Origin of the sequence: Nocardia sp. NPDC005998 (assembly GCF_040614395.1) — a bacterium.
Taxonomy (GTDB): domain Bacteria; phylum Actinomycetota; class Actinomycetes; order Mycobacteriales; family Mycobacteriaceae; genus Nocardia.
In genome coordinates this window covers 45,168-69,334 of the sequence record NZ_JBEXUI010000013.1, presented here as the reverse complement: position 1 = coordinate 69,334, position 24,167 = coordinate 45,168, and the positions used below count along the sequence as shown (strand labels likewise).

Sequence of the window (24,167 nt, the reverse complement as noted above, 5' to 3'; positions counted from 1 at the left end):
GATTCTTGACTTTGCGCGACAAGTATTTGATTCTGAGCGACATGTCGGTGATTCGGTCCGCGGGGCTGCGCGGATTCCGCGCGACGGTGGCCGAGCTCGGCGGCAATGCCGAGGAGTTCGCCACCGCCGTCGGGCTGCCGATCGCCGCCCTCGATGCCGATGATCTGCTGGTACCTGATCAGGCGGTCGCGGCGGCGCTGGAGTTGGCCGCACAGCGACTCGACTGTCCCGATCTCGGCCTGCGCATCTCGCGGCGGCAGGATCTCGATATGCTCGGCCCGCTGGCCCTGGCCATCCGGAATTCACCGACCCTCGCCGATGTCCTGGAATGCTGTTCGCGCTATCTGTTCCTGCACGCGCGCTCGCTGCATCTGGCCCTCGAACCCGACCCGTACGGCGATCGCAGCGTGATCGCCCTGCGATACGGGATCCAACCCGGCCTGCCGACACCGGTCCAGGGCACCGATCTCGGGCTGGCCTTCGTGCACCGCACCTTCCAGCGACTGGTGGACGAGCGCTACGGGCTACGTTCGGTCGAACTGCCACATCGGCCCGCCGCGCCGGTCCGGGTCTATGAGGAGTTCTTCGGCGCGCCCGTGCGCGTCGAGCGTCCGGCGGCGGCATTGCGTATCCCGAACCGCTTGGCGTCACTGTCGCTGAGTGGCGGCGATGAGAACCTGCACCGCTTGGCCATGGCATTCCTGGCCGAACAGTCCGGCGGCGCGGATGCCGCCATCACACCGAAGGTCCGAGCCGCCGTCCAACAGCTGCTGGGTACCACAGCACCGGAAATCGCCGCCGTCGCAAGGCTTTTGACGACTCATCCGCGCACCCTGCAACGTCGCCTCGCCGCGGAGGGCAGCTCCTTCGCCGCCATCGTGGATACCGTCCGCCGCGATGAGGCCCGCCGCTACCTCACCACCACCGATATGCCGATGAGTCAGGTCGCCTCGCTGATCGGGCTGTCCGAACAGGCCACCTTCACCCGCTGCTGCCGAAGATGGTGGGGCACAACGCCTACCGCCGTTCGGCGCGAAGCGGCGCAGCAGCGGCCGACCGGGCTCACCACACCGATGTGACAACCTCCTTGGTCGCCTCCGCGATCAATGCGTTGTCCGCCTGGGCATCTGGACTGCTATGGGTGGTCAGCACGGCGAGCACGATCGGCGCCGCACTGCCGGTGGGCCAGGTGACGGCCACATCATTGGCCGATCCATAGTCGCCGGTGCCGGTCTTGTCACCGGTCTTCCATTCGGCGGGCAGGCCAGCGCGAATGCGGCTGCCGCCGGTGGTGTTGGCCAGCAGCCAGGCCGTCAGCCGCTCCCGCTCGGGCGCGGCGAGTACGTCGCCGACGGTGAGCGCCCGATAGTCGGCCGCGATCGCCGCCGGGGTGGTGGTGTCGCGTTCGTCGCCGGGGATGGCGGTATTGAGCTGCGGCTCCCAGCGATCCAGTCGGGAAGTCTGGTCGCCGATGGAGCGCAGGAACTGGGTCAGGGCCTGCGGGCCGCCGAGCAGTTTCAGCAGTTCATTGGCCGCGGCGTTATCGCTGCGAGTGATCGCCGCATCGCACAATTCCGATACCGACATACCGCTCTCGATCCGGGTACCGGTGACCGGCGAACCGGCCGCGGCCGCGGCATCGGCCTGCGTGAAATGGATGATCTGGTCGAAATACCCGGTGGCGAGCGGATGTTCGCGCAGCAGTGCGGCGCATACGAACGTCTTGAAGGTCGACATCATGGCGAACCGCTCGTCCTGGCGGTAGCCGACGGTCTTGCCCGAACCGGTATCGACGGCGAATACGCCGAGCCGGGCCGCATGCTGCTGCTCGATGCCGCTCAGCTGGGCCGCGGCGGCCATTGTGGTCGGTGCTGCCGGGGTCGAATCCGTCGACTCGCCCCCGCACGCGCCGATCAGGGGCAGCAGCGCCATCGCCAACAGGACGGACCTCGCGCGGACCGAGGCCGGTCCGCCTCTACCGATCTTTGTCATGCCGACACGACAACACAGGGCCGGTACGGCTGTCCAAGACCAATGCGCCCGAATGTCGATATCGCCATCGATATCGTCGCAGCTCGGACCCCTATCGCAGCCCGTTATTCGGCGCGCTGCGGCCGAAAAATCATGGCGAATGGCTCAGCTGCCAGGACACTCAGCGGTCATCGGCATTCACCCGCAGCACCGCCTTACCGCGTATGCCGCGCTGGCCAGCGAAGGCGTCGGCGGTCTCCAGCCCAGCGTCAGGCCGATCCGCGGCGCGCCGGGAGCGCCGCACCCGGGGCCTTGCGGCAAGACCTCGGTAGTGCTGCGATCCACGGCGCGCCGGGACCGATGCGGCAGACGGCCGCGGCGCTGGTCGCACCGGAATCCGGCACGTCGGTCACGGTATCGGCGGTTGGGGTGTAACGCGCACCGGTATCTGACTGTGGACGAGGTGACTGGTCCGCACCTAGATTCGGAAGGCACGGATTCATGCAGGGACGGGCGTCGTCCGCGAGAACCGCGGACCCGAGGACCGGGCTGGAGCTGCGGGTGGTGTCCAAGGACACGTACGCCGATTGGCATGCCGTCTACCAGGACAATGTCGGGTGGATGTACGGGTTGATGTTCGCCAAGGTCGGCAATCGCGCGGATGCGGAGGATCTCACCGGTGAGGTCTTCCTCGCGGCATTGCGGCCGCTGCGGGTTTCGGCGAGCATTCCCGAGGTGCGGGCCTACCTGCGTGCCACCGCTCGGTCCGTGCTCGCGCAGTACTGGCGCAATCGTCTCGGCTGTGAGATCACCTCCATCGATGACGATGTGCCGCAGGTCGAAGCCGCCGATCCCGATGTGACCGACGCGCCGGAGCGGGCCCGCGCAATGCTCGAGCAATTGCCCGAGCGATATCGCAGAATTCTGGAGCTCCGGTTTCTGCAGGGGTATTCGGTCCGGGAGACTGCGGCCGAATTGGGGATCAGTGTTGTCAACGCGCGCGTATTGCAGCATCGGGCGCTGCGGATGGCGGCCCAGGTGGAAAGGAAACCGCGATGAGCGCCCGCGAACTGCGCCGGTATATCGACGGGCTATTGCACGGCCGCAGGCCGAAGGCCTTTCGGCCGGATGCGGATGAGGCCGAACAGCTGCGGGTTGCGCTCGAACTGCTGGCCGCCCGGCGCGAGGATGACACGCCGCGTCCGGAATTCGTCGATGATCTGCGACGCCGATTGGCCGCCGAGCTGGATCCGCCCACCGATGACAAGGCCTCGGTACGCGCGATCGGCTCCCGCCGCCAAGTGATCGCCGGGACGTCGATCGCGGCGGCCGCCGCCGCTGCCGGTGTGGTCGTCGATCGCGCGCTCACCCGCGGCACCGAAAACCCACCCACCGCGTCGACGCTCAACCCCGTACACGGCACCTGGCTCGCTATCGCGTCGAGTTCCGATATCACCGAGGGGATGACCCGCCCCTTCGACGTCGGCACGGTGACCGGATTCATCCGTCGAGTAGACGGCGCGATCATCGCGGTGTCGGGCGTGTGCACACATCAGGGCTGCCGTCTCTGGTTCGACAATGCCGACGACCGGCTGCGCTGCCCCTGCCATTCGACCTCGTTCACGGTGACGGGCAAGGTGCTGACCCATCAGCTGCCGATCGCACCGCCACCGCTGCCGCACCTACAGGTTCGGGAAAATGCGGGTGTCGTAGAGGTTTTCGCACCCGCGAAGCCCGCGTGATGTAACACCGGCTCCTATCTGTCAGTGAGAGGTTCGCGATAGCGCGGATCACCGACAGACCTGGAGGCCCGGTCAAATGACACCCGCCCGCTCCGGTGCACTGCTCGCCGTGGCCGTGCTCACCGGAATACCGAGTTTGCTGTTCGCCACGGCCTGTGCCAGTCCGGCACCCGCCCATGACACCGCACCGACCATCGACTTCCACCAAACCGGCGGCCCCACACCGGGTCTGCCCGGCCATGGGACCACCGGCTCCGCCCCGACGGCCGCCGCAACCACAACAATGTCGACCGCGGTTGCGGCAACCCCGAATACCGTCGATATCCAGAACTTCGTGTTCTCGCCCGCGAAACTCACTGTCCCCGTTGGTACCACGGTGACCTGGATCAACAAAGACGAAGAGCCGCATACGGTCGCGGCGAACAATGCCGGCTTCCGCTCCCCCGGGATGGGTCACGACGCGACATTCACCTTCGTCTTCACCACACCGGGAACCTTCGACTACATCTGCACGATTCACCCATTCATGCACGGCACCGTGGAGGTGACGAAATGACGCCGAGCAACGACTACGATCCCCGCGACCCACATGCCATGACCCGCCGCCAATTGCTGCGCCACTCCGCCTGGTTCGGCGCGGCGGTCGGATTGTCCGTTGTCGGCGGCGAAGTCATCTCGCAGGTGGCGGGCACCGCGGCCCGTGCCGAGAGCACACCGCGACCGGAACTGCGTTTCGCCCAACTCAGCGATAGCCATCTCGGCTTCCAGGGGCCGGCAAATACCAATGTCATCGGCACCTTCAACGAGGCCATCGGTCAGATCAACGCCCTCGGCTATACACCGGATTTCGTGATCCACACCGGCGATCTCACCCACTTGGCCACCCCGGAGCAATTCGATCAGGTGAAACAGATGCTGACCCAGACGAATACCCCGCATGTCTTCACCGTGCCCGGCGAACACGATTCGATCGACGATGCCGGGCAGAAATACCGCGCCGCATTCGGCGCCGGAACTCGTGGCGACGGCTGGTACAGCTTCGATATCGCGGGCGTGCACCTGATCGCGTTGGTCAATACGCTCAATTTGAACCTGCTGGGCCATCTCGGCCAGGATCAGCTGGAGTTCATTCGCAAGGATGTCGCACCGCTGTCCAGTGACACCCCGATCATCGTCTTCAGCCATATCCCGCTGTTCGCCATGTATCCGGACTGGGGTTGGGGCACCGACGACGCCACCCAGGCGTTGAGCTACCTGCGCCGCTTCGCATCGGTGACCTGTCTCAACGGCCATGTGCACCAACTGTTCACGAAGACCGAGGGCAACATCACCTTCCACAGCGGGACGACCACCGCCTATCCGCTCCCCCATCCCGGCGACGGGCCCGCGCCCAAGCCGGTCACCATCCCGGCGGGGAAGCTGCACGACGCGCTCGGCATTCGTGAAGTGAGCTTCGTGCGCGGCCAACAGCAGCTCGCCATCCGGGAGGAGCCCCTGAAATGAGCCGCGAGCGGCGTGGTCGCCCGGCGAGCTCGGTTGCCGGTGCGCCCGGTCCCACCCCGAATCTGAAGTAGCCTCAAGTCTGAATGACCAGGTCTGACGAGTCGGTGACATGCCGGGCGAGCTCCTTGTCGCGGCATCGGGACCGGCCGACACTTCGGACATGACTACCTTCGACGACCTTCGGGCGCTGTTCATCAACTGCACGCTCAAGCGCTCCCCCGAGCCGAGCAATACGCAGGGTCTCATCGATGTCAGTGCCCACATCATGGCTAAGAACGGGGTGCAGGTTTCGCATATCCGCGCCGTCGATCACGACATCGCGACCGGGGTCTGGCCCGATATGACCGAACACGGGTGGGCCACCGACGAATGGCCGGTGCTGCAGCGGCAGGTGATGGATGCCGACATTCTGGTGCTGGCCGGGCCGATCTGGCTCGGCGACAACAGTTCGGTCACCAAGCGCGTCATCGAACGGCTGTACGGCAATTCGTCGATCCTGAACGAGCGCGGCCAGTACGCCTACTACGGCCGGGTCGGCGGCTGTCTGATCACCGGCAATGAGGACGGCGTCAAACACTGCGCGATGAATATCCTCTACAGCCTCCAACATCTCGGCTACACGATTCCGCCCCAGGCCGACGCCGGGTGGATCGGCGAGGCCGGACCCGGCCCGTCATATCTGGATCCGGGTTCCGGTGGGCCGGAGAACGACTTCACCAATCGCAATACCACCTTCATGACCTGGAATCTGCTGCATCTGGCCCGGATGCTGAAGGACAACAACGGCATTCCCGCACACGGCAATCAGCGCTCCGAATGGGACGCGGGCTGCCGGTTCGACTTCGAGAATCCCGACTACCGCTAGGGTTCAGCCTTGTGTGCAACCTGCGGCATCGGGGTCATCCTGTGCCACACCGGGATTCGGTGAAGCCGGCCCGTACTGCGCCGACGCCGGCGCGGCGTGGATTTCGGTATCGTCGGATTCGTGCCCGGCCTACGACGAGCTGGTTTGCTTATCGGTGCACTGCTCGCCCTGGTCGCCGTCCTCGGCGTGGCCGGTCTGCCGGTGTATGTCCATCCGCAGACCGATCCGCTGCGCCGGGCCGATGCGATCGTGGTGTTGGGTGGCACCGCCTATGAGCGTTTCGATGTGGGCCTCGATCTCGCCGAACGCGGATATGCGCCGCAGCTGCTGATTTCGCGGTCCACCGGCGAAGACGATTCGGTGATGGACCGATACTGCGCGCCCCGCTTCGAATTCACCGTCAGCTGTTTCGTGCCGAATCCGTGGACCACCGATGGTGAGGCGCGCGAGATCGGGCGGCGGGCAAGGCTTTACGGCTGGCGCCACATCATTGTGGTGACCTATACCCCGCATGTGTCGCGGGCCAGGTACATCGTGAGCAAGTGCTTCGACGGCGAATTGACCATGGTGGCCAGTCCCAGTGATAGCGGCGTGAAATTCTGGACCTGGATGTACATCCGCCAGTCAGCGGGCTATGTGCGCGCGTTCTTCAGCCGAGGCTGTTGATCCGGGAACGATCGGATGTCCGGTCTCCTACAGTGAACGAGACGCTCGCGCGGGGAGTAACGGGCGTGACGTCGGGGTGTATACGGTTGTGGGAGGACCGCCGTTGCGAATCGATGATCTGCGAGCGGTCGGCGATGATGCCCTCACCGCCGATATCTGTGTAATCGGATCCGGACCTGCCGGGCTGACCATTGCGGCCGAGCTGGCCGGATCAGCACTGCGCGTGCTGGTGTTGGAGAGCGGCGGCCTGACCGCGACCGAAGAGGTGGATGCGCTCGCCGATATCGAGAATGTGGGCGCGCGCCGGGCGCAATCGGATCGAGCAGCGGGCGACCGAATTCTCGGTGGCGCCTCCCACACCTGGAGCGGACGCTGCGGTCTGCTCGACGACCTCGATTTCAGCCGCCGCCCATGGGTTTCCGGATCCGGCTGGCCGATCGGCACGGCCGACGTCGAACCGTTTCTGACGCGGGCGGCCGAGCATATCGGGATCGGCTATGGCAGCGGTTTCACCGATGACGCATTCTGGGATCTGGCCGGTCGAACCCAACCCGAGCATCGCCTCGACCCGACCCGATTGCGCCCGTATTTCTGGCAGATCAGCCGGGATCCGGTGGATCCATTCGACTGCAAGCGTTTCGGCGCCCATGTGAAAAACCTTGTCGCACCGAATATCCGGGTGCTCATTAATGCCACCGTCACCCATATCGACACCGACCCCGAAGGCGCACGGGTGGTTTCGCTCCAGGTCGCCGGGGCCGAGCCGCAGCGGCGAACGGTGCACGCGCGCACCTTCGTGCTGGCCACCGGCGGAATCGGGAATCCGCGTCTGCTGCTGGCATCGCGACGGATCGCGCCCGAGGGCATCGGCAACCGCCACGACATGGTGGGGCGCTATCTGATGGATCACCGCTGCGGCGCGGTCGGCGTGCTGGATCCGGCGGTGGCGGACAGTGCACTGGAGCGCTTCGGCAAATACGTGGTCAAGACGCCGCACGGCAGGCACACCTTCCTGCACGGCGTCGCATTGTCACCAAAGGTCCAGGAGGCCGAGGGGCTGCTCAATTGCGCGCTGTGGCTGCAGGAGGTCCCGGCCGAGGACGATCCGTGGGAGTCGGTCAAGCAATTGCTGCGCGGGCGCGGCGATCGGCATGACGCGCGGGTCGCGGTGAGTCACGCCGGATTGCTGCTGGCCGGCGCGCGACGCAGGCTGATCCGGCACACCGGACTGCCGCACAAACTCGATCGAATCGAATTGCGCTGCATGGTCGAACAGCTGCCCAACCCGGACAGCCGGATCACCCTGACCGATCGCACCGATCGTCTCGGTGTGCCGCTGCCACGGGTGGACTGGCGGGTGAATCCGCAGGAAGACAGCACCGTGCGGCGGGCGGCGGAGCTGGCGGTTGCGGAGTTCACGCGGCTGGGTCTACCTACCCCGGCACTGTTCGACGGTGCGCGCGTGGACAGCACGCTGCCGCTGATGCTCACCGACTGGGCGCATCCGACCGGGACCACGCGGATGTCGGCGGATCCGCGCGCTGGCGTGGTCGACCCCGACTGCCGGGTGCATGGTGTGGCAAATCTGTTCGTCGCGGGCAGCTCGGTCTTCCCGACCACCGGCCATGCGAATCCGACGCTGACCATCGTGGCGCTGGCGGTCCGGCTAGCTGATACTTTGCGGGCTTTGGCATAGTCTGCGGCGTATGGAGACCAGAGGTGCACCGCACCCGCACGAGCCGCACGGTGAGGGCTTTACGTCCCGGTTGAACTGGTTGCGCGCGGGTGTGCTCGGCGCGAACGACGGCATCGTATCGACCGCCGGTCTGGTTGTCGGTGTCGCCGCGGCGACGACCAGCAGCTCGGCCATCTTCACCGCGGGTATCGCCGGACTGACCGCTGGTGCGATCTCGATGGCCGTCGGCGAATATGTTTCGGTCAGCACCCAGCGCGATTCCGAGCGCGCGTTACTCGCCAAGGAACGCAAGGAACTCACCGACGAACCGGATTACGAATTGGCCGAACTGGCCGATATCTATCGGGCGAAGGGGTTGTCACCGGAGACGGCGCACAAGGTGGCCGAGGAATTGACCGCGCACGACGCATTCCGCGCCCACGCCGAGGCCGAACTCGGCCTGGATCCGCACGCGCTGACCAACCCGTGGCAGGCGGCCGGATCCTCGGCGATCGCATTCACCCTCGGTGCACTGCTGCCGCTGCTTGCGATCATTCTGCCGCCCACCACGGCGCGCATTCCGGTGACGTTCGCATCCGTGCTGGTCGCGCTGGCGATCACCGGGTCGGTCAGCGCCCGCCTCGGCGGCAGCAACCGCACGCGGGCGGTGCTGCGGGTGGTAATCGGTGGTGCGCTGGCCATGGCGGTCACCTATGGCATCGGTCAATTGGCGGGCATTGCCGGGGCATGAATTATGAACTCGCCCCGGCCCGTTCACCTCGGTCAGTAGTAGTGCTGCCGACCGCCGATCGGGTGGTGACCCACCGACCCGACGAGTGCGAGTACCGCGCCGACGATCAGCAATATGATGCCGGCGGTGGTCAGCAGTGGAATGCTGAGCAGATATCCGACAATGAGGAGTATTAAGCCCAAGATAATCATGGCTTTTCCCTTACTTGGTCGTTTTGACCGTTGTGCGGCCGGATGTTTCGACCGCGTCCGCGCGGCTGGGCTGGCGTATGAACCGATTCCAGCTCCAGACCGTCTTACCGCCTGGTGGCGGGGTGGATTTGCGGGCAGGCGGCGGTGATCCGGCCGCTGGAGTTGCCGGACGCTGCGCCGCCTTTTCCTTGGTCGCCAGTTCCCTACGCGATTGTCGCAGGTCACGACGGACGGCACTGCTACGGCGAGAACTGCGCCAGACACCTGCGAGCAGCAGGCTCAGGCCGAGCATCCCGATCGCCCCGATCGCCATCCCGTAGAGGAACAGCGCCCCCGCCGAGGCGGTGAAGTGATAGTCGAACACCCCGAAATCGCTGGATGACGTACGAACTTCACCCGTATTGGCCGCCACTCCCGCAACGCCGATAACTACGGCGCCGATGAGAACGACGAGCCCGATGATAATGATCATGACAATCCCGCTGTACTGGTTGATGTTACTTTCTGGCTATGCCCGGTAATTCGAGAACCAAACACCGCACCCGGCGCGGCGTTTGAAACCGGCCGATCCGGCTAGCCGCGAAACCGAAGATTTGCGCTCCGATCCGCGGATGTCGGCGCCAAGTAGACGTCTAACGGCGCCCGAGGTCCAAGCGGCGGGTTACCCGGTCCACCAGGTCCGCGTCACGCCACAGCCACCAGTGCAGGGTGGTCAGCAGCCATATCACAACCACCACGGCGACAACGGCACTCGCGACGCCCAGCAGTCGCGGCCAGCCGTCGCCCGTATCGTCCGGCACGACACCGAGTTCCAGGCCGATCAGCCCGAAAGCGAAACCACTCGACAACATTTCGGTGATCTCCCAGAACGCGTCACCGACCAGGCGGTAATCGCGATCGCCGAAATCGGTGCCCGCATCGGTCACATACAGCGCGCACACCAGCACGGCCAGCACCCCCGACCCCGAAAACGCCTCGGCCACACCGTAGGCGGCGAATGGCAGCAGCCGAGCGTCACCACTGAGATTTTCCTAGCGACCGGGCTCGTATGCCACGGTGAGTTTTTGGCGTTCCTGACGGGTCAGGCGGTTGGGCACCAGCTGCCACCAGGTCACGCATCGCCACACCCATTCGACCGGGCCGTAGCGGAACCAGCGCAGCCAGTGGTAACTCCACAGCGCCTGCACCGCGATGATCGCGGCGGCCAGGCCGAGCACTGTGTCGTAGCGGTTGGAGTCGGATAGGCGCAGCCACGGCTCGGCGGTCAGGATCAGGGGGGTTGCCGCGAGATAGTTGGTCAGCGCCATCCGGCCCATCGGCTCCAGCACCTCCGCGAACACCTCGCCCGTCTCGGTGCGCAGCAAGAGCAGGACTCCGGTGAAATACGCGAGTGCGCCCAGGAGTCCGGCCACCGGCGCCACACTGCCGGTCCACAGCTCGGCATACGGTATGCGGTACTCCCACATCCCCGCGGCCACCGCGGCGGGCGCGGCCAGCGCGAATACCACCACGACCTGCCAGCCGCGGTTGCGCAGGTCATCCGCGAGACCGAAGCGCTCGGCGGCCGCGCCGAGCAGGAACAGGCCGGGTACCAGGCCGAGCCCACCGCCGAGTGCGACCGGCACCCCGATCGCGCCGACCAGCCCGGCGAGCAGCAGCACCCAGCGCGGAAGAACCGCCGCAGGCAGCAGAATCACCAATCCGACGATCGCGTACGGCAGTAACGCCTCACCCGGCTGGAACACCTGGTGGATCAGGCCGAGGACACCGAGAGCGATCAGCCTGCGCGCCAGGACCAGTCGCGGGCGATCGGTGCACTGGGCGGCGCGGTCGAGGAACAGCGAAAAGCTCAGCCCGAACAGGAACGAGAAGATCGGAAAGAACCGTCCCTCGAACAGCACGCACAGCAGGTGCCGCATCGGATCGACGACTCCGGGCTCGACCGTGGCCCGCATGTCGGTGAGCTGCCGGATATCGACGACCAGAATCCCGCACAGCGCGACGCCGCGCACCGCATCCAGCTCGTGAATGCGCGAATGCGCGCAGTCGGCATCCATATCCCCACGGTAACGATGCCCGCCTCGTGGATCCCGCACATCCGATGGGGTGTCGGCCACAATAGTTCATGCACTAACTATTCATGCGCTAAGGTAGATGGAGACCTAGGAGGAGCCATGGAGATGGATGATCCGCTGCAGCTGGATCGGCAGGTGTGCTTCGCACTGGCCGTCGCCAATCGGGCGGTGCTCGGCGTGTATCGACCGCTGCTGGAACCGCTCGGGCTCACACATCCGCAATATCTGGTGATGTTGGCGCTGTGGGGTGAGGCGCCGATGTCGGTGAAGGCGATCGCCGAGGCGATCCAGCTGGACTCGCCGACCCTGTCACCGCTGCTCAAGCGGTTGGAGTCGGCCGGATTGATCACCCGCGGCCGCGATAGCCGCGACGAGCGGAACCTCGTCGTCGATCTGACCCCCGCCGGAGTGGAGCTGCGCGAGCAGGCCCTGAAGATTCCACCCGCGGTGGTGGAACGACTCGGGGTGACCTTGGCGGATCTGGAGGAACTGCACGAGGTATTGACCCGGGTCAATGCGGCCGCAAGACGGTCGGTCGCCGTCGCGACAGGAGTACACGCATGAGCAATCGACCCAATCCCATCCAGTGGCTCGGCTACGCCTTCGGGCGGCGCCTACCCGATTCGCTGCGCGAGTGGGTACGCAATGACCTCACCGGCCGATACGCGACCCCGCGCCATATCGTGCGCGGTTTGGTGCCGTTCACTCCGCTGTTCGCCGTATTCCTATTGTTTCCGGGCGAATTGTGGTTGCGCGGGTCGATGGTGCTGCTGGCATTGCTGCTCGCGCTGTTCTACACCGCGGCCTTCATGCCGATGAATCGGGCACACCGACTGGCCAAGCACGGGCTGCCAGCGGATCTGGAGAATCCGGAGCGGGCACGGCAACGAGCGCTCGAACGAGCGAGATATGCGGCGCAGCATCCACACTGAGAACTCAGCGCCGACGCCCGTTCGTCGCGCCGAATACGGCGAGCCGAACCCGGTTGGTAGCACCGGTTTTCGTCATCAGATGTCCGATCAGCAGTGGCGCACCCGCCATCACCAATGCCCGGTAGCCGGTCGCGGCGACCGCCCCGGCCGGATGCAGCAGATACGCCCCGCCCAACGCTCCCGCCGCGGCCCACGGCTGCCACCCGCCACGGCGTGCGGCGAGTTCGATGAGCGCGATGGCGGCCCCCACCTTCGGCACCAGCGGACCCGTACCGCCGATCTCGAAGCCCAGCACCAATAGCCCGGTCACCAGCAGTGATGTGATGAACGGCCATCGAATACCGCCCGCCGTCGCGCACACCGCGAGCAGGCCGATGATCCAGTCCACCGGACCCGGCGCATCCGAAAGCAGCAGCAGACAGCCCATCGCCGAGGTCAACAGCACCCCCAGCCGAACCGGTAGGGCACGCGCGTCGAGCAGCCAGTCCACGCCCCTGGTCACACCCGAATCCACCACGCAGACCATGATGCCCGGCTGGTGCGGACTGCAACTCCTGCCGTCGGAGGAGGTCGGTCCTCCCGAAGGCCGTATCCCAGGTCAACTGGTGATCGCTCAGCCCACGCCCGGCGGGCCGCTGGAGCTATTCGGCGCTAAGGGCGAGGCGGAGGTGGCGACGCACGAAGATGCTGGGAACCCATTGGGCCGCAGCGGGATCGGGTGCGAGTCGGAATGCGGCCGTCCGAGTCAGCAGGGTTTGCAGGGCCACGCGGGCCTCCAGCCGGGCCAGGGCCGCGCCGACGCAGAAGTGGATGCCCTTACCGAAGGCCAGGTGATTGCGCTGGGCCGGGCGGTCCAGGTGCAGTTCGTCGGGGGCGGCGAAGACGGCGGGGTCGCGGTTGGCGGCGGCCCAGAGCAGAAGCAGGTGACTGCCCGCGGGGAGATCGGTGCCGCCGAGCGTGGTGTCGCGGACGACGTGGCGGTGGTGGGCGCGGAAGGGGGATTCCAGGCGCAGCACCTCCTCGAGGAACGGGGTGAGCAGGTCCGGATCCGTGCGCAGACGGGTCTGGAGGGTGGGGTCGGTCGCGAGGATACGGGTCGCGTTGCCGATGAGTCCCGCGGTGGACTCACCACCCGCGCCGACGAGTTGGACGAGGATCAGGACAGCGACATCGCGAGCGAGTTCGCCTGCGACACAGGCCTTTGCGAGATCGCCGAGGAGGTTGTCGTCGGGGTGGTCGCAGGCTCGGACGAGCTGTCGGCGCAGATAGCCCGCGAGTTCGGTGGCGGCGGTGACCACAGCGACCAGACGGTCGGTGGTGACCACGCCGTCGAGCAGTTCATTACTGGTATAGCCCCAGGTGAGCAATTGGGGAATGTCGTCGTCGGGCAGGCCGATCAGGTTGGCCACCAAGGTCATCGGCAGTCGGTCGCCCATGGCAGACATCCATTCGATGCGTCCGGCACCGAAACCCGCCGTCCACAGGCGATCCGCGGTGGCGACGATGGTGGGTTCCAGTGCGCGAATGCGTTTGGCGACAAGGGCGGGCAGCACCAGTTTGCGGTGCGCCTGATGGGTCGGGTCGTCGCCGGTGGCCAGGACGTGGATCGCCTGTCCGCCGCCGTCCAAATCGAAAACCCCGGCCGAACCATCGGGTTGCCGCACCAGGGCCGCGGTGAGGTTCGAGGAGAACTCGGCGGGGCGCGTGGTCGCCTCCATGACCAGATCCCAGCGGCTGACCAGGTAGAAACCGGTGTCCGCGATGCGGTGCACCGGCGAGTCGGTGCGCAGTCGGTCATAGAGCGGGTAGGGATCGTCGAGCAGCCCGGGGTCGAACAGGTCGATGTCATTCAATGCGAGGGTCATTCGCTCCGCCTTTCCGACGCACGATTTCTATTTCCGCACACCAGATTTCGCGGCCCCGACCACCCGCGTCAATAGCCTCGAAAAACTGCGAATCCGGCGCCGAACCCACAGGTCGCGCGCTGTCTCGAGGCCCGCCGCCCACCTGCCGCTCCGCTGGCCGATCTCGCCTAGAATGTCTCACTCTGAGACAAAGTTCTTCAACCGTATCTGACCGAAAATCCCGAGTTCTTCGTCAGCGAATCAGGAGGTCGCGATGACCGGTCTGCCCGATTGGCTCGCTGGCGGCCACCGCCGTGACCTTGCGATCGAGCGCATCCACGCCGCCGCGGCCGACCTCATCGCACGCAAGGGCATGGCCGGACTGAATATCGATCACGTCGCCGCCGCGGCTGGCTGCTCCCGCGCCACCGTCTACCGCTACGTCGGCGGCAAGTCGGCACTGCGCGATGCCGTCCTGGTCGGGGCCACCGCCCGCATCGCCGAAACCATCCGGCACTCCGCCGCGGCCCACACCGGCCCGGACCGCATCACCCACGCGATTCTCGCGGCCTTGACCGCCGTCCGCGCCGACCCGGTCGCCACCGCCTTCCTGACCGCAACCACCCCGGCGGAGGTCGACGAATACCTCGCGAACAATCCCCGATTGGCCGACGCCGCAACACAACTCACCGGAACCGGCGACGATCCGATTGCCGGACAATGGATAGTCCGCGTCGTGCTCTCGCTATTGTTCTGGCCCGCAACCGATCCCGCCGCGGAGCGAACGCTCGTCGAGCGCTACGTGCTGCCCGCTTTCGGTGCGTAACCAGTTTCCGGGGCGGGCCACCGGATTCCGACCTTCGGTCGAGGCGATATCGCCTACCTCTCGCCCAGCGCAATTCCCGCGGCATCGGCATCACCCGGCGACGCTTCTTCACCAGTAGCGACGGCGTACGGTACGACGGGCGGAAAAGTTGGGTGGCCTGGTCTCTGTTGGCTTGGAACGCAGGCGGTTTCGCCAGGGAGCATCGGCCGGGCGGGTGGCGTGGAGTCGTTTTCTGCGCATCGCCGGTAGGTCAGTGCATGGCCCATGGGGCGATGACTTGGACGGCGGGCCAGCCGAAGTCCTCGGTATCCTCGCCTTCGACGAACCAGAGCCAGTTCTGCACGGCGCGCACCAGGGTCCAGGCGCGGGCGCGGTCCGGATCGAGTCCGGCGATATCGACGACGGTGGCGAAGCGGTCATCGAGGCCGGATTCGGTTCGGCGGTTCCAGAGCAGGGACAGGGTGGTGAATTCGAGATCGCCCGCCAAGGGCTGCGGGTCGATCACGAGCCAGGGTTCGCGGGTACCGCCGAGGACGTTTTCATAGTGCAGGTCCTCGTTCACCAGGAGCCGGTCCGCACTCGGGCCGAGTTGTGCGCAGACCTCGACGGCGGCATCGAGCAACTTGCGCGGGAAGGGGCTGCCCAAGCGCTGCCAATCCTTCGGCAGTTCCTCGACCAGACGCTCGGCTTCGGTGCGCAGGTCCCGGGAGATGCCGGGTGGTGCCGGAATGGCGAGCCTGCGCAGCAGCACGGAGATGATCCGCACCGCGTCGTCGATGGGCTCGAACTCCAATGACCTGGTGGGGTCGAGTCGTTCGAGAAGCAGCGCGCCGTGCTCGGCGTCGCTATCGAGCAGTCGCACCGCGCCATGGCCCTGCCAGGCCGCGAGTGCGACCGGTTCGTCCCTGGTCTCGGGGGTGCGATAGCCGAGTTTGAGCACCACCTGACTGCCATCGGCACGCACAGCGGGCTGTACCAAACCGCCGTAACCATGCATGGGCTCGCCCTCGAATCGCAGCTGCCACCGCTCGGCGTAGCGGGCCGCGAGCTCGGGCAGACCAGCCACCCACGCCCGCGCCGCGGGCTCCAACCTGATCAGACGATCGGCGAAGAATTCGGGGACAACGATCACCAATCGAGCATCTCAGCCCTGTCGAACGATTTTCCCCAGCAGCCAGTGGCTACGGCAGACCGGGAATCACGGGCAGCGGCGGTAGACCCGGGAACGGATTGTCCGGCATCGGTGCGGGGCCGGGTGCCGGTGCGGGTTCGGGTGCCGGATTCTCTGGCACCGGCACTGGATTCGGGACCGGATTCTGTGGCACCGGTGCTGGATTCGGGACCGGATTCTCCGGCACCGGCGCTGGAATCGGTGCCGGATTCGGGACCGGGTTCGGCTGCGTCTGAACCGGCGCGGGGATCGGGGTCTCGGCCGCCGGGGGGACCTCTTGCAGGGCCGGGCTCTGCGGGATACAGGTCCAGTGGCCCTCCGGCGACCTGCCCCATTGCGCCACAATGCCGTCGTGGGAGCAGTCGTCGCCGACCTGGTGCACCTCGGGGCCCTGCAGCAGAGGCGTGCAGACCCATAGTCCGTTGCGCAGGTCCCATTGGGCGATGACGTTTTCGTGGGAGCAATCGTCACCGCGCTTGCGCGCTTGCATGGTTTTCGATGGCGGTGAGATCGGGGGTGCGGGGGCCGGGCGGGCGGTGGTCAGTACCGTCGCGGAGGTGGACTTCGCGGTCGAGGACGGCACGTCGCTATCCGAATCCTGATTCGATCGCAGCAGCGCGATCGCGACCACCAGCGCAAGTGCGGCGGCTAGGACGGCCGCGACGGTTAGGACACGCGTGTTGTCGGTTCCGCGATTGCCGCCGGGTGCCGCACCGCCGAATTGCACCATCGCACCGCCTTCGTGCCGAGTAGGGACTACCTTCACGAAAACTCTGCTGGCAGGCTACCGAAGTCGCGGCAGGAAAGATCAGGTTTCTCGGCGCGTGTTCCCTTCGGCCAACGCCTTATTTGACGCCGACGCGCACCTTGACGGCGTCATCGCCGGTTTCGTGCAGTGCCTGGCCGATCAGGCTGCTGAGGTCGATACGCGGTGCGCTGGCGGTGACCGCGTCGGTGAGTGGCTGCAATCCGGGGATCAGCGATTTCAGCTCCGGCCCGACCTTGTCCATCCACTCGGTCACCCGTTGCATAAGCGGCACAAGGCCCTTGCCCTCCAGGTACATCTGCGGACTGTTCCCGGCCGTGACCAGCCGACCGACCGCCTCGACGAGATCGTCGAGCGCCTGACCGAACCGCACCAGATCAGGCGCACCGACCGTGGTGGCCGGTCCGAGTGCTCAGCGAACGGAATGATCTTGTCGCGCAGCAACGCGACGAGCATGGTCATATTCGACAACGACCGCATATCCAATGGCTCGCCGGTGAACAGCGGGACGAAGGCCCGCAACATGGCGTCACTGGGCTATCGCCAGCCAGGTCAGCGAGGCGCCGACCGGGCCGAGGGCACCGAAGATATTCGTCACTCCGGCAATCGAATTCGTGGCCGCATCGACCTGCCGCACCGAATCCGCGCTGAGGATATTGTCCAGTTCCGGCTGAATATCGTGCAGCACTTGGGAATTGGTGACCAGACCGTTCAGCAGCATATCCACCTGGTCCAGATCCGCGGCGTCACCGCCGATAACCTTCGAAATGCGCGCGGTCTCCCGGGGATCCTGCGGCAGTACCGAATTGAAGCGATTAGGGGCTAGCGGCGAGGAACACAAATGCCGAGAACAGGCCCATATGGACGCCGCCCTGGAGCAAGGTCGCCCGGCCCGGCACCACCGTCAGCACGCCGACAACGACCGTCAATGCGAGCAGCACCATCTGGGTCGCACCGAGGCCGAGCACCAGCGGACTGTCTAGCCAGATGGTTGCTACGGCGATTGCCGGAATGGTCAGACCGATGCTCGCCATCGCGGACCCGAGCGCGAGATTGAGGCTGATCTGGACCTGATCGCGACGCGCCGCACGCACCGCGGCCAGGGTTTCCGGTAGCAGCACGAGCAGCGCGATGACCACACCGACCGCGGACTGCGGCAGACCCGCCGAGGCGACCGCCGATTCGATCGATGGCGACACCACCTTGGCCAGACCGACGACGGTGACCAGCGCGACCACCATCATGGCAAAGCTGAGCAGGCTCGCGCGCACCGCGGGCCGCTCGCCGTGCTCGGCCAGCGCACCGTCGCCGGACTCCTCGACGGGCAGGAAATCATCCGGGTGCCGCACCGTCTGCACCATGACGAACAGGGCATATAACGACAGCGAGGCCACCGCGGCGAAGACCAATTGCGCGGCGGAGAATTCCGGCCCCGGCTTGCTGGTGGTGAAGGTCGGCAGGACCAGACTCAGTGTGGACAGGGTCGCCACCGTGCCGAGTGCCGCGCCGGTGCCCTCGGCATTGAAAACCGCCACCCGTCTGCGGACCGCACCGACCAGCAGGGCGAGCCCGAAGATGCCGTTGCAGGTGATCATGACCGCGGCGAAGACGGTATCGCGGGCCAGCGCCGCCGACTTCTCCCCGCTGGAAACCATGATCGTGACGATCAGTCCCACCTCGATCACCGTCACCGCGATCGCGAGCACCAGCGATCCGAGCGGCTGTCCCACCCGATGCGCGACGACCTCGGCGTGATGTACCGCCGCGAGCACCGCACCGACCAGGGCCATGCCCACCACGACCACACCGACACCCGGCAGCGATCGCCCCCAGGTGGCGGCCAGGGCGATCACGGCCAGCAGTGGGATGAATACGGTCCAGCGGGAAGTCGACGCACGGATCATGACTTCCATCGTGTCAGCAAATTGTCCGCAGCCGAGCGCGTGTGATCAGGGGCATGCGGGTTTGCGCACGTCCGGGAGTTATCGCCGGATACTGCGAGGGCCGACGAGCTGTGGCAGCAGTCCGGTCAGTTGTCGAGATCGATCCGGACGGTCAGCAAGTCGGTGCCGACCAGCCGAACGGCCGTGCTATTGGCCTTGGGCAAGGCCCGCAGCCGAGCGCGCGGATCATCGTCGGGCAGCAGATGCGCGGTACCGGTATGCCAACGCCCGTGCAGCCGCACTCGAACCCGATTGTCGGCCTTGATATTCCGAATGTACCGCGAGCGCTCACCGAATTCGGAGACGAGCCAGAACGCGTTGCCGACCCGGCGACCACCGATCGGCGTAACCCGTGGCTGCCCACTCACCCGCCCCACGGTCTCCAGCAGCTGCTGCGTCGGCAACCTCCGCATCATCGGATTCACGACCCGCCGCTGCAGAGTCGTCACGACCCGATGCTGCATATCCCGCAGATTCGCCATACCGCGACGCTACTCCGGAGAGATCGAAACCAGTCGGAACCAACGGCGAACCCCCGCGCGTCCCCGCGCTGCCACATCGGTGGCGCTCTGCCTGCTCACCGCTGGCACCGTCCATGCGATACCCCTAAATTGCGCCCCGCAATATCCACCGCTCCATCGACGGGATCGCTGGTGCCCCGCCCAGCTAGATTGCTGCCCCATCCCTCCGACTGCGCGCCGAGCGCAGTCATATGGCGGTCGAATACGGCCTGCGCGACCACCATACGACTACGTTCAACAGACCCGGGCCAGGGCTGGATAGGCAGGAGCTAGCTGGATGCGGCACTGGCGAAGGTGGTTACGGACCGAGCGGGCACGGCGGCGGAGGGCGCGGCGTTGCCGTCGAATTCGAGTGCGGCGGAACCGAACTGCTTGTCGCACTCGGTGCATCGGCTCGGGCGCAGGTAGACCGCGATGTCGTAGTCGCAGGCCGGTTCCGGGTTCGCGGCGCCGAATACCGCTGCGCGGAAACCGCCCGCAGATTGCCGGTGCCAGCCCGAGCGTTGTGGCCTGTCCGTTCCTGCCAACGTTGCGATGGAGTCGAGATTCAGGTACGCGATGGCGCGGCGATGCGCGACAATGTGCCAAGTGCGGACCCAGTTCACTCGCGAGCTCCTCGCGTTGACCAATGATTTGACGCTCATGTGTCGGCTCGCCCACGATGCCGCCGAACGCGTCACCGCTGCGCTCGGCGACGCCGATCTCGCCGCCGCCTACGAGGCCTTCGCGCACGACGAACAGCTACAGAAGATGTACTCGGCCTGCGAGGCCAGGACCGTGGTGCTGCTCGCGCTGCAGGCGCCGGTCGCGCGTGATCTACGCCACGTCGTGACCGCGATCCAGATCGCCGGTGAACTGTCCCGGATCGGCTGGCTGATCAGCCGCGTCGCCGATCAGGTCTACAAATATCATCCGGAACCCGTTGCACCCCAACATCTTATGGATATCCTCACCGCCATGGGCCGGCTGGCCGCCCACTACACCGCCCTCGCGGGCCAAACGGTTGCCACCGGGCGTGAGTCAGCCACCCCCGAATCCGGTTCCCTCGCAATGGATCAGCTGCATCGGCAGCTCCATACCGCCCTCGCCGACCCGACCCACACCCACCCCACCGAGGCCGCCATCGATATCGCCATGGTCGGTAACAAACTGGAGCGCTGCATCGACCACACCAACCGCATCGATCGCCTGATCCGCTTTCTTGACACCGGAATTCCCCCAGCCGCACAGCCTTCCGACGCCGAATAGCAGGTCCGCCGCACCGAATCCGACGCTAGGCGGGTGCGGATCCCGTCTGCGCAGGGTCGGAACTCGGTCCGGATCCAGTCGTGCGGCGGGCAATGGCGTAGAGGTCGCGGGCCGGACCGGCGAGGCGCTGGCCGGAGGGCCAGACCGCACGGAGGGTTCGGGTCAGGTCCAGGCCGGTAATGGCCGGGGACGCCAAGGTGCCCGCGGCGATTTCGGCGGCTACGGCCAGCGAGCTGAGCACCGCAGGACCGACACCGGAGGCGACCGCGGTCTTGATCGCGGTGGTTGAGGAGAGTTCGAGCGCGACAGTGGGTTTCCACCCCGGAATGGCCTGCGCGACAGCATTTTCGAACCAAGTGCGGGTGCCCGAACCGGTCTCGCGCTGGATCAGCGGGGTCGCGGCGAGGTCGGCGAGTTCGACCGAACCGCGCCGCGCCCACCGATGCTGCGGGGCGACCACGACAACAAGCCGGTCGCGGGCCACGATATGACTCTCGAGGCCGCGGAAGTTCCCCGGGCTCTCGACGAAGCCGATGACATCCTTGCCATCGAGCACCGCCTGGGCCACCTCGACGGAATTGCCGGACTCCAGCGCGATGGTGGTATCGGGTGCGGCGCCGCGCAAGGTCATGAGCCAGCCGGGGAACAGGTACTCGGCGATGGTTTGGCTGGCCGCCACGCGCAGGTGGGAATCGCGTTGGGCGCGCAATGTGTCGATGCCCGCGTCCAGTTGCCCGGCCGCGTCGATCACCCCGCGCGCCCATTCGGCGATCAATACCCCGGCCGGAGTCGGCCGCGAGCCGAGGGTGCTGCGCTCCAGCACCGGCAGACCGACCAGCTTCTCCAGATAGTGGATGCGTGACGACGCCGACGGCTGGCTGATCCCATGTGCCTGCGCCGCACGCCCGAGGCTGCCCAGTTCGATGACCGAAAGCAACAGGTCGAGGGCGGCCAGATCCGGAACACGCGGAGACAGGGGCATAGAACGAGTCTATGCACCCATAGAAACGCCGTGGCTACTCGGCGCCACTCGAGCCGACGAATCTGGATCTATGGCCGCCACAGTGACCTTCCGCCCCGCACGCTCGCGGCGTCTCCTTGGCGAACTCGAACGCGACACCACCCGCCGCCCCGTCGAGCCCCGATCGCTGCGAGCCCTCGGCCCCAACTGGTTCGCCGCCGTCATGGGCACCGGCATCGTCGCGAATGCCGCCGCCACCCTGCCCCTGCAGTTTCCGGGACTGCGCGGCGCGGCGACCGCCGTCTGGGCGTCGGCCGCACTGCTGCTGGTGGTACTGACCGTCGCCTTCGCCATGCACCGGATGCGCTACCCCGAGGTCGCCCGGAGCCACCGCGACCACCCCGTCATGGCGCATTTCTACGGCGCCCCACCCATGGCACTGCTGACCGTCGGCGGGGGCACCCTGCTACTCGGCCGCGATGTGATCGGCCTCGGCGCCGCACTCACCGTCGACTGGGTGCTCTGGTCGGTCGGCACCGCACTCGGCCTGATGACCGCCGTCGCCATCCCCTACCGAATGTTCACCCACCACCGCATCGAACCCGATGCCGCCTTCGGTGGCTGGCTGATGCCCGTGGTGCCCCCGATGGTGTCCGCGGCCATGGGCGCGCTGCTGGTTCCCTATGCCCCCGAGGGACAGCTGCGACTGACCATGATCCTGCTCTGCCTGGCCATGTTCGGTCTGAGCCTGATCGCCTCCATTGTCACCATCACCATGATCTGGTCCCGCCTGGTGCACCATGACCTCCCACCCGCGAACATGATTCCCACGCTCTGTATCGTGCTCGGCCCGCTCGGCCAATCCGTCACCGCCGCAGGACTTCTCGCCAAGGCCGGACCATCCGTGCTGCCCGAGCTCTACACCAAGGGCCTGACCGTCTTCTCGGTCATCTTCGGCGTCGCCACTTGGGGTTTCGCAATGCTGTGGCTGGCATTGGCGGCCGCAGTCATCGTAAAGACCACCCGCGCAGGCGAATTGAAGTTCAACATGACCTGGTGGGGCTTCACCTTCCCCCTCGGCACCTGCATTACCGGCAGCACCGTGCTCTACGGCCACACCGGCGCCGACCTCTTCGCCGTCACCGCGGTCGTCCTCTATATCGGACTGGTCGCCGCCTGGGCGGTCGTCGCGGCACACACCATCCGCGGTGTCCACACCGGTCCGCTCCTGCGACCGACCCCCGCCGCCTGATCACGAACGACTGCCGCGGCCCCCGTCCCAGCGCGGGGCCCTCGGCGGCATTCCGGCCCAGGACATTTCCATGCCGCTGTCAGGCCTTGAAGTACACCAGCTGATGGCTCCACCGTCGTGCGCCCACAGTTCGGCGGCATTCCGACTTCGGGGAGCGGATCGGGACCGATGGTGCGCGGCGGCGGCGCGCTGGGCGCGGCGGCTTCGGTGGATGTCCAGTTTTGCCGACTCATCCGCGTTCTCCGCCTCGGCGAATCCGGCCCCGACGAAGGTCGCCAGCCTTGCAGTGCGGCGATGGCGGCAATGCGTGAGCCGCTCAGTCGAGCAAGGGAAAGCGCCCCGAGTGCAGCAGTCCGGCAATCGCGTCCATCTTCGCCCGCGGCGCCGCGTAATCGGGGTGGACCCGGATCACCGCCGCGGCATCGTGCAGTCGGATCATCTGCTCCTCGGCCGCATTGACATTGCGCCCGCCCGCACTGACCGGATGGCGGGCGAAGACGGGCCGCTTCGGATCGACGCGCCCGAGTGCCAGCGCCTTGTCCACCCGCCGCGAACAGCGGCAGAACGCCTCCGGATTCGCCACCCCGCAGGTCGAATTCAAGAATGTCGCGATGCGTTTCTTGGCCCGCTCCAACCGCTTCCGATACGCGGATGCGGAGATACCCAGAATCCAGGCCGCATCGGTGGAGCTGAGCTCGAAGACCTCACCGAGCACGAATGCGACCCGTTCGTCGCGGGCCAGACACTGCAGCATGGCCTGACTGCAATTGAGGCGCACCTCGTGCGCGAGCACCTCGGCCTCGGGCCCGCGGTAGTCCTCGGCCGCCAGCCCGTCTGCCAAACCCTCCCGATATGTGTCGAGGCTGAGCTGCGCGGCCTCCTGCGGGGTCTGCCGTTTCAGATTCAGCAGATAGTTGACCCCGATCCGGTAGGCCCAGGTCAGTAGCTTGGCCTCACCCCGCCAGGTCGCGAGATTCCCGACCACCCGCAAGAGGATCTCCTGCGTCGCATCCTCGGCCTCCGCGGGCCGCCACACCATGCGCAGCGCCAGCCGATACAGCGGATCCTGCAGGTGTCGCACCACATCCGAGATGGCGGCCCCGTCACCGGCAATGGCCCGATCGACGAGTTCCCGCTCCCGGGCCCGCACCTCGGCCGGCACCGCACCCTCGACGTCATCGCCGAGTCCGATCCTGGTCACATCGGCGGCGAAGTCTTGTTCGGACTGCGATAGCTCGGGTTCCACCGCACAATCCTTCGGCGC

General features: G+C 66.5%; 31 protein-coding genes. 14 read left to right on the top strand and 17 right to left on the bottom strand.

What is annotated here, in order from left to right; all coding sequences use genetic code 11:
* Positions 1-41: 41 nt before the first annotated feature.
* A complete protein-coding gene (locus ABZ293_RS19635) occupies positions 42-1,079 on the top strand; it encodes an AraC family transcriptional regulator (protein WP_355182441.1) in 1,038 nt (345 codons plus the stop codon).
* On the opposite strand, the gene bla is transcribed toward ABZ293_RS19635, so the two are convergent.
* The gene (gene bla / locus ABZ293_RS19630) at positions 1,063-1,992 is read right to left on the bottom strand and encodes a class A beta-lactamase (protein WP_355182439.1); all 930 of its coding nucleotides are present in this window, start codon (positions 1,990-1,992) and stop codon (positions 1,063-1,065) included. The genes ABZ293_RS19635 and bla overlap by 17 nt on opposite strands.
* A 160-nt stretch (positions 1,993-2,152) precedes the next feature.
* Positions 2,153-2,275, bottom strand: coding sequence for a hypothetical protein (locus tag ABZ293_RS19625; RefSeq protein ID WP_355182437.1), 123 nt, complete (start codon positions 2,273-2,275; stop codon positions 2,153-2,155).
* Between the two features lie 197 nt (positions 2,276-2,472).
* Between ABZ293_RS19625 and ABZ293_RS19620 the strand changes: the two genes are divergently transcribed.
* The 8 genes from ABZ293_RS19620 (at position 2,473) to ABZ293_RS19585 (ending at position 9,173) form a co-directional block, all read left to right on the top strand.
* The gene (locus tag ABZ293_RS19620; RefSeq protein ID WP_355182435.1) at positions 2,473-3,030 is read left to right on the top strand and encodes a sigma-70 family RNA polymerase sigma factor; all 558 of its coding nucleotides are present in this window, start codon (positions 2,473-2,475) and stop codon (positions 3,028-3,030) included.
* Positions 3,027-3,713, top strand: coding sequence for a Rieske (2Fe-2S) protein (locus ABZ293_RS19615; protein ID WP_355182433.1), 687 nt, complete (start codon positions 3,027-3,029; stop codon positions 3,711-3,713). The genes ABZ293_RS19620 and ABZ293_RS19615 overlap by 4 nt, the downstream gene beginning before the upstream one ends.
* Positions 3,714-3,789: 76 nt before the next feature.
* On the top strand, positions 3,790-4,269 hold the full coding sequence (locus ABZ293_RS19610; protein ID WP_355182432.1) for a cupredoxin family copper-binding protein: 480 nt from the start codon (positions 3,790-3,792) through the stop codon (positions 4,267-4,269).
* Complete coding sequence (locus ABZ293_RS19605; protein WP_355182430.1) at positions 4,266-5,216, top strand: metallophosphoesterase; 951 nt, start codon at positions 4,266-4,268, stop codon at positions 5,214-5,216. Before ABZ293_RS19610 ends, ABZ293_RS19605 begins: the two co-directional genes overlap by 4 nt.
* Positions 5,217-5,376: 160 nt before the next feature.
* Positions 5,377-6,081, top strand: coding sequence for a flavodoxin family protein (locus tag ABZ293_RS19600; RefSeq protein WP_355182428.1), 705 nt, complete (start codon positions 5,377-5,379; stop codon positions 6,079-6,081).
* A gap of 144 nt (positions 6,082-6,225) precedes the next feature.
* Entirely contained in the window at positions 6,226-6,747 is a 522-nt protein-coding gene (locus ABZ293_RS19595; RefSeq protein ID WP_354955007.1) for a YdcF family protein, read from the top strand.
* A gap of 103 nt (positions 6,748-6,850) precedes the next feature.
* Positions 6,851-8,443 carry a GMC family oxidoreductase gene (locus ABZ293_RS19590; RefSeq protein WP_355182427.1) on the top strand — a complete coding sequence of 531 codons (1,593 nt, stop codon included), beginning with the start codon at positions 6,851-6,853 and terminating at the stop codon, positions 8,441-8,443.
* Between the two features lie 10 nt (positions 8,444-8,453).
* Entirely contained in the window at positions 8,454-9,173 is a 720-nt protein-coding gene (locus ABZ293_RS19585; protein ID WP_355182425.1) for a VIT family protein, read from the top strand.
* A 32-nt stretch (positions 9,174-9,205) separates the two neighbouring features.
* Here the strand turns inward: ABZ293_RS19585 and ABZ293_RS19580 are convergent, their stop codons facing one another.
* From ABZ293_RS19580 to ABZ293_RS19565, 4 genes are all read right to left on the bottom strand, one after another.
* Positions 9,206-9,355, bottom strand: coding sequence for a hypothetical protein (locus ABZ293_RS19580; RefSeq protein ID WP_355182706.1), 150 nt, complete (start codon positions 9,353-9,355; stop codon positions 9,206-9,208).
* Between the two features lie 19 nt (positions 9,356-9,374).
* Positions 9,375-9,836 carry a hypothetical protein gene (locus tag ABZ293_RS19575; RefSeq protein ID WP_355182423.1) on the bottom strand — a complete coding sequence of 154 codons (462 nt, stop codon included), beginning with the start codon at positions 9,834-9,836 and terminating at the stop codon, positions 9,375-9,377.
* 160 nt (positions 9,837-9,996) lie between these two features.
* A complete protein-coding gene (locus ABZ293_RS19570; protein WP_355182694.1) occupies positions 9,997-10,368 on the bottom strand; it encodes a cation:proton antiporter in 372 nt (123 codons plus the stop codon).
* A 27-nt stretch (positions 10,369-10,395) separates the two neighbouring features.
* Positions 10,396-11,421, bottom strand: coding sequence for a DUF418 domain-containing protein (locus ABZ293_RS19565; protein WP_355182421.1), 1,026 nt, complete (start codon positions 11,419-11,421; stop codon positions 10,396-10,398).
* Between the two features lie 117 nt (positions 11,422-11,538).
* Between ABZ293_RS19565 and ABZ293_RS19560 the strand changes: the two genes are divergently transcribed.
* Both ABZ293_RS19560 and ABZ293_RS19555 read left to right on the top strand, forming a co-directional pair.
* On the top strand, positions 11,539-12,003 hold the full coding sequence (locus tag ABZ293_RS19560; RefSeq protein WP_355182419.1) for a MarR family transcriptional regulator: 465 nt from the start codon (positions 11,539-11,541) through the stop codon (positions 12,001-12,003).
* Positions 12,000-12,371: a DUF5313 family protein gene (locus tag ABZ293_RS19555; RefSeq protein WP_355182417.1), complete on the top strand. Its 372-nt coding sequence runs from the start codon at positions 12,000-12,002 to the stop codon at positions 12,369-12,371. Before ABZ293_RS19560 ends, ABZ293_RS19555 begins: the two co-directional genes overlap by 4 nt.
* Before the next feature lie 4 nt (positions 12,372-12,375).
* On the opposite strand, the gene ABZ293_RS19550 is transcribed toward ABZ293_RS19555, so the two are convergent.
* A complete protein-coding gene (locus ABZ293_RS19550) occupies positions 12,376-12,888 on the bottom strand; it encodes a hypothetical protein (RefSeq protein ID WP_355182415.1) in 513 nt (170 codons plus the stop codon).
* Positions 12,889-13,012: 124 nt separating this feature from the next.
* On the bottom strand, positions 13,013-14,236 hold the full coding sequence (locus tag ABZ293_RS19545) for a cytochrome P450 (RefSeq protein ID WP_355182413.1): 1,224 nt from the start codon (positions 14,234-14,236) through the stop codon (positions 13,013-13,015).
* 253 nt (positions 14,237-14,489) lie between these two features.
* Between ABZ293_RS19545 and ABZ293_RS19540 the strand changes: the two genes are divergently transcribed.
* Entirely contained in the window at positions 14,490-15,041 is a 552-nt protein-coding gene (locus tag ABZ293_RS19540; RefSeq protein ID WP_354954981.1) for a TetR/AcrR family transcriptional regulator, read from the top strand.
* Between the two features lie 250 nt (positions 15,042-15,291).
* On the opposite strand, the gene ABZ293_RS19535 is transcribed toward ABZ293_RS19540, so the two are convergent.
* The 7 genes from ABZ293_RS19535 to ABZ293_RS19505 all read right to left on the bottom strand — a co-directional run bounded on the left by ABZ293_RS19535 (position 15,292) and on the right by ABZ293_RS19505 (position 20,047).
* Positions 15,292-16,173, bottom strand: a complete 882-nt coding sequence (locus ABZ293_RS19535) for an aminoglycoside phosphotransferase family protein (RefSeq protein WP_355182411.1) — start codon at positions 16,171-16,173, stop codon at positions 15,292-15,294.
* Between the two features lie 49 nt (positions 16,174-16,222).
* Positions 16,223-16,942, bottom strand: a complete 720-nt coding sequence (locus ABZ293_RS19530; RefSeq protein ID WP_355182409.1) for a hypothetical protein — start codon at positions 16,940-16,942, stop codon at positions 16,223-16,225.
* Between the two features lie 115 nt (positions 16,943-17,057).
* A complete protein-coding gene (locus tag ABZ293_RS19525) occupies positions 17,058-17,351 on the bottom strand; it encodes a hypothetical protein (RefSeq protein ID WP_355182407.1) in 294 nt (97 codons plus the stop codon).
* Positions 17,352-17,507: 156 nt separating this feature from the next.
* Complete coding sequence (locus ABZ293_RS19520; protein WP_355182405.1) at positions 17,508-17,705, bottom strand: hypothetical protein; 198 nt, start codon at positions 17,703-17,705, stop codon at positions 17,508-17,510.
* Positions 17,706-17,793: 88 nt separating this feature from the next.
* The gene (locus tag ABZ293_RS19515) at positions 17,794-18,891 is read right to left on the bottom strand and encodes an ionic transporter y4hA (RefSeq protein WP_355182404.1); all 1,098 of its coding nucleotides are present in this window, start codon (positions 18,889-18,891) and stop codon (positions 17,794-17,796) included.
* A gap of 116 nt (positions 18,892-19,007) precedes the next feature.
* Positions 19,008-19,403: a nitroreductase/quinone reductase family protein gene (locus ABZ293_RS19510; RefSeq protein ID WP_355182402.1), complete on the bottom strand. Its 396-nt coding sequence runs from the start codon at positions 19,401-19,403 to the stop codon at positions 19,008-19,010.
* A gap of 308 nt (positions 19,404-19,711) precedes the next feature.
* Entirely contained in the window at positions 19,712-20,047 is a 336-nt protein-coding gene (locus tag ABZ293_RS19505) for a hypothetical protein (protein ID WP_355182400.1), read from the bottom strand.
* Between ABZ293_RS19505 and ABZ293_RS19500 the strand changes: the two genes are divergently transcribed.
* Entirely contained in the window at positions 20,022-20,690 is a 669-nt protein-coding gene (locus ABZ293_RS19500; protein WP_355182398.1) for a PhoU domain-containing protein, read from the top strand. The two genes, ABZ293_RS19505 and ABZ293_RS19500, sit on opposite strands and share 26 nt — an antisense overlap.
* A gap of 25 nt (positions 20,691-20,715) precedes the next feature.
* Here the strand turns inward: ABZ293_RS19500 and ABZ293_RS19495 are convergent, their stop codons facing one another.
* The gene (locus ABZ293_RS19495) at positions 20,716-21,672 is read right to left on the bottom strand and encodes a LysR family transcriptional regulator (RefSeq protein ID WP_355182396.1); all 957 of its coding nucleotides are present in this window, start codon (positions 21,670-21,672) and stop codon (positions 20,716-20,718) included.
* Between the two features lie 70 nt (positions 21,673-21,742).
* Here ABZ293_RS19495 and ABZ293_RS19490 point away from each other — a divergent pair, with 70 nt between their 5' ends.
* Positions 21,743-22,903, top strand: coding sequence for a TDT family transporter (locus ABZ293_RS19490; RefSeq protein WP_355182395.1), 1,161 nt, complete (start codon positions 21,743-21,745; stop codon positions 22,901-22,903).
* A gap of 316 nt (positions 22,904-23,219) precedes the next feature.
* Here the strand turns inward: ABZ293_RS19490 and ABZ293_RS19485 are convergent, their stop codons facing one another.
* Positions 23,220-24,149, bottom strand: coding sequence for an RNA polymerase sigma factor (locus ABZ293_RS19485; protein ID WP_355182393.1), 930 nt, complete (start codon positions 24,147-24,149; stop codon positions 23,220-23,222).
* Between the last annotated feature and the right edge of the window lie 18 nt (positions 24,150-24,167).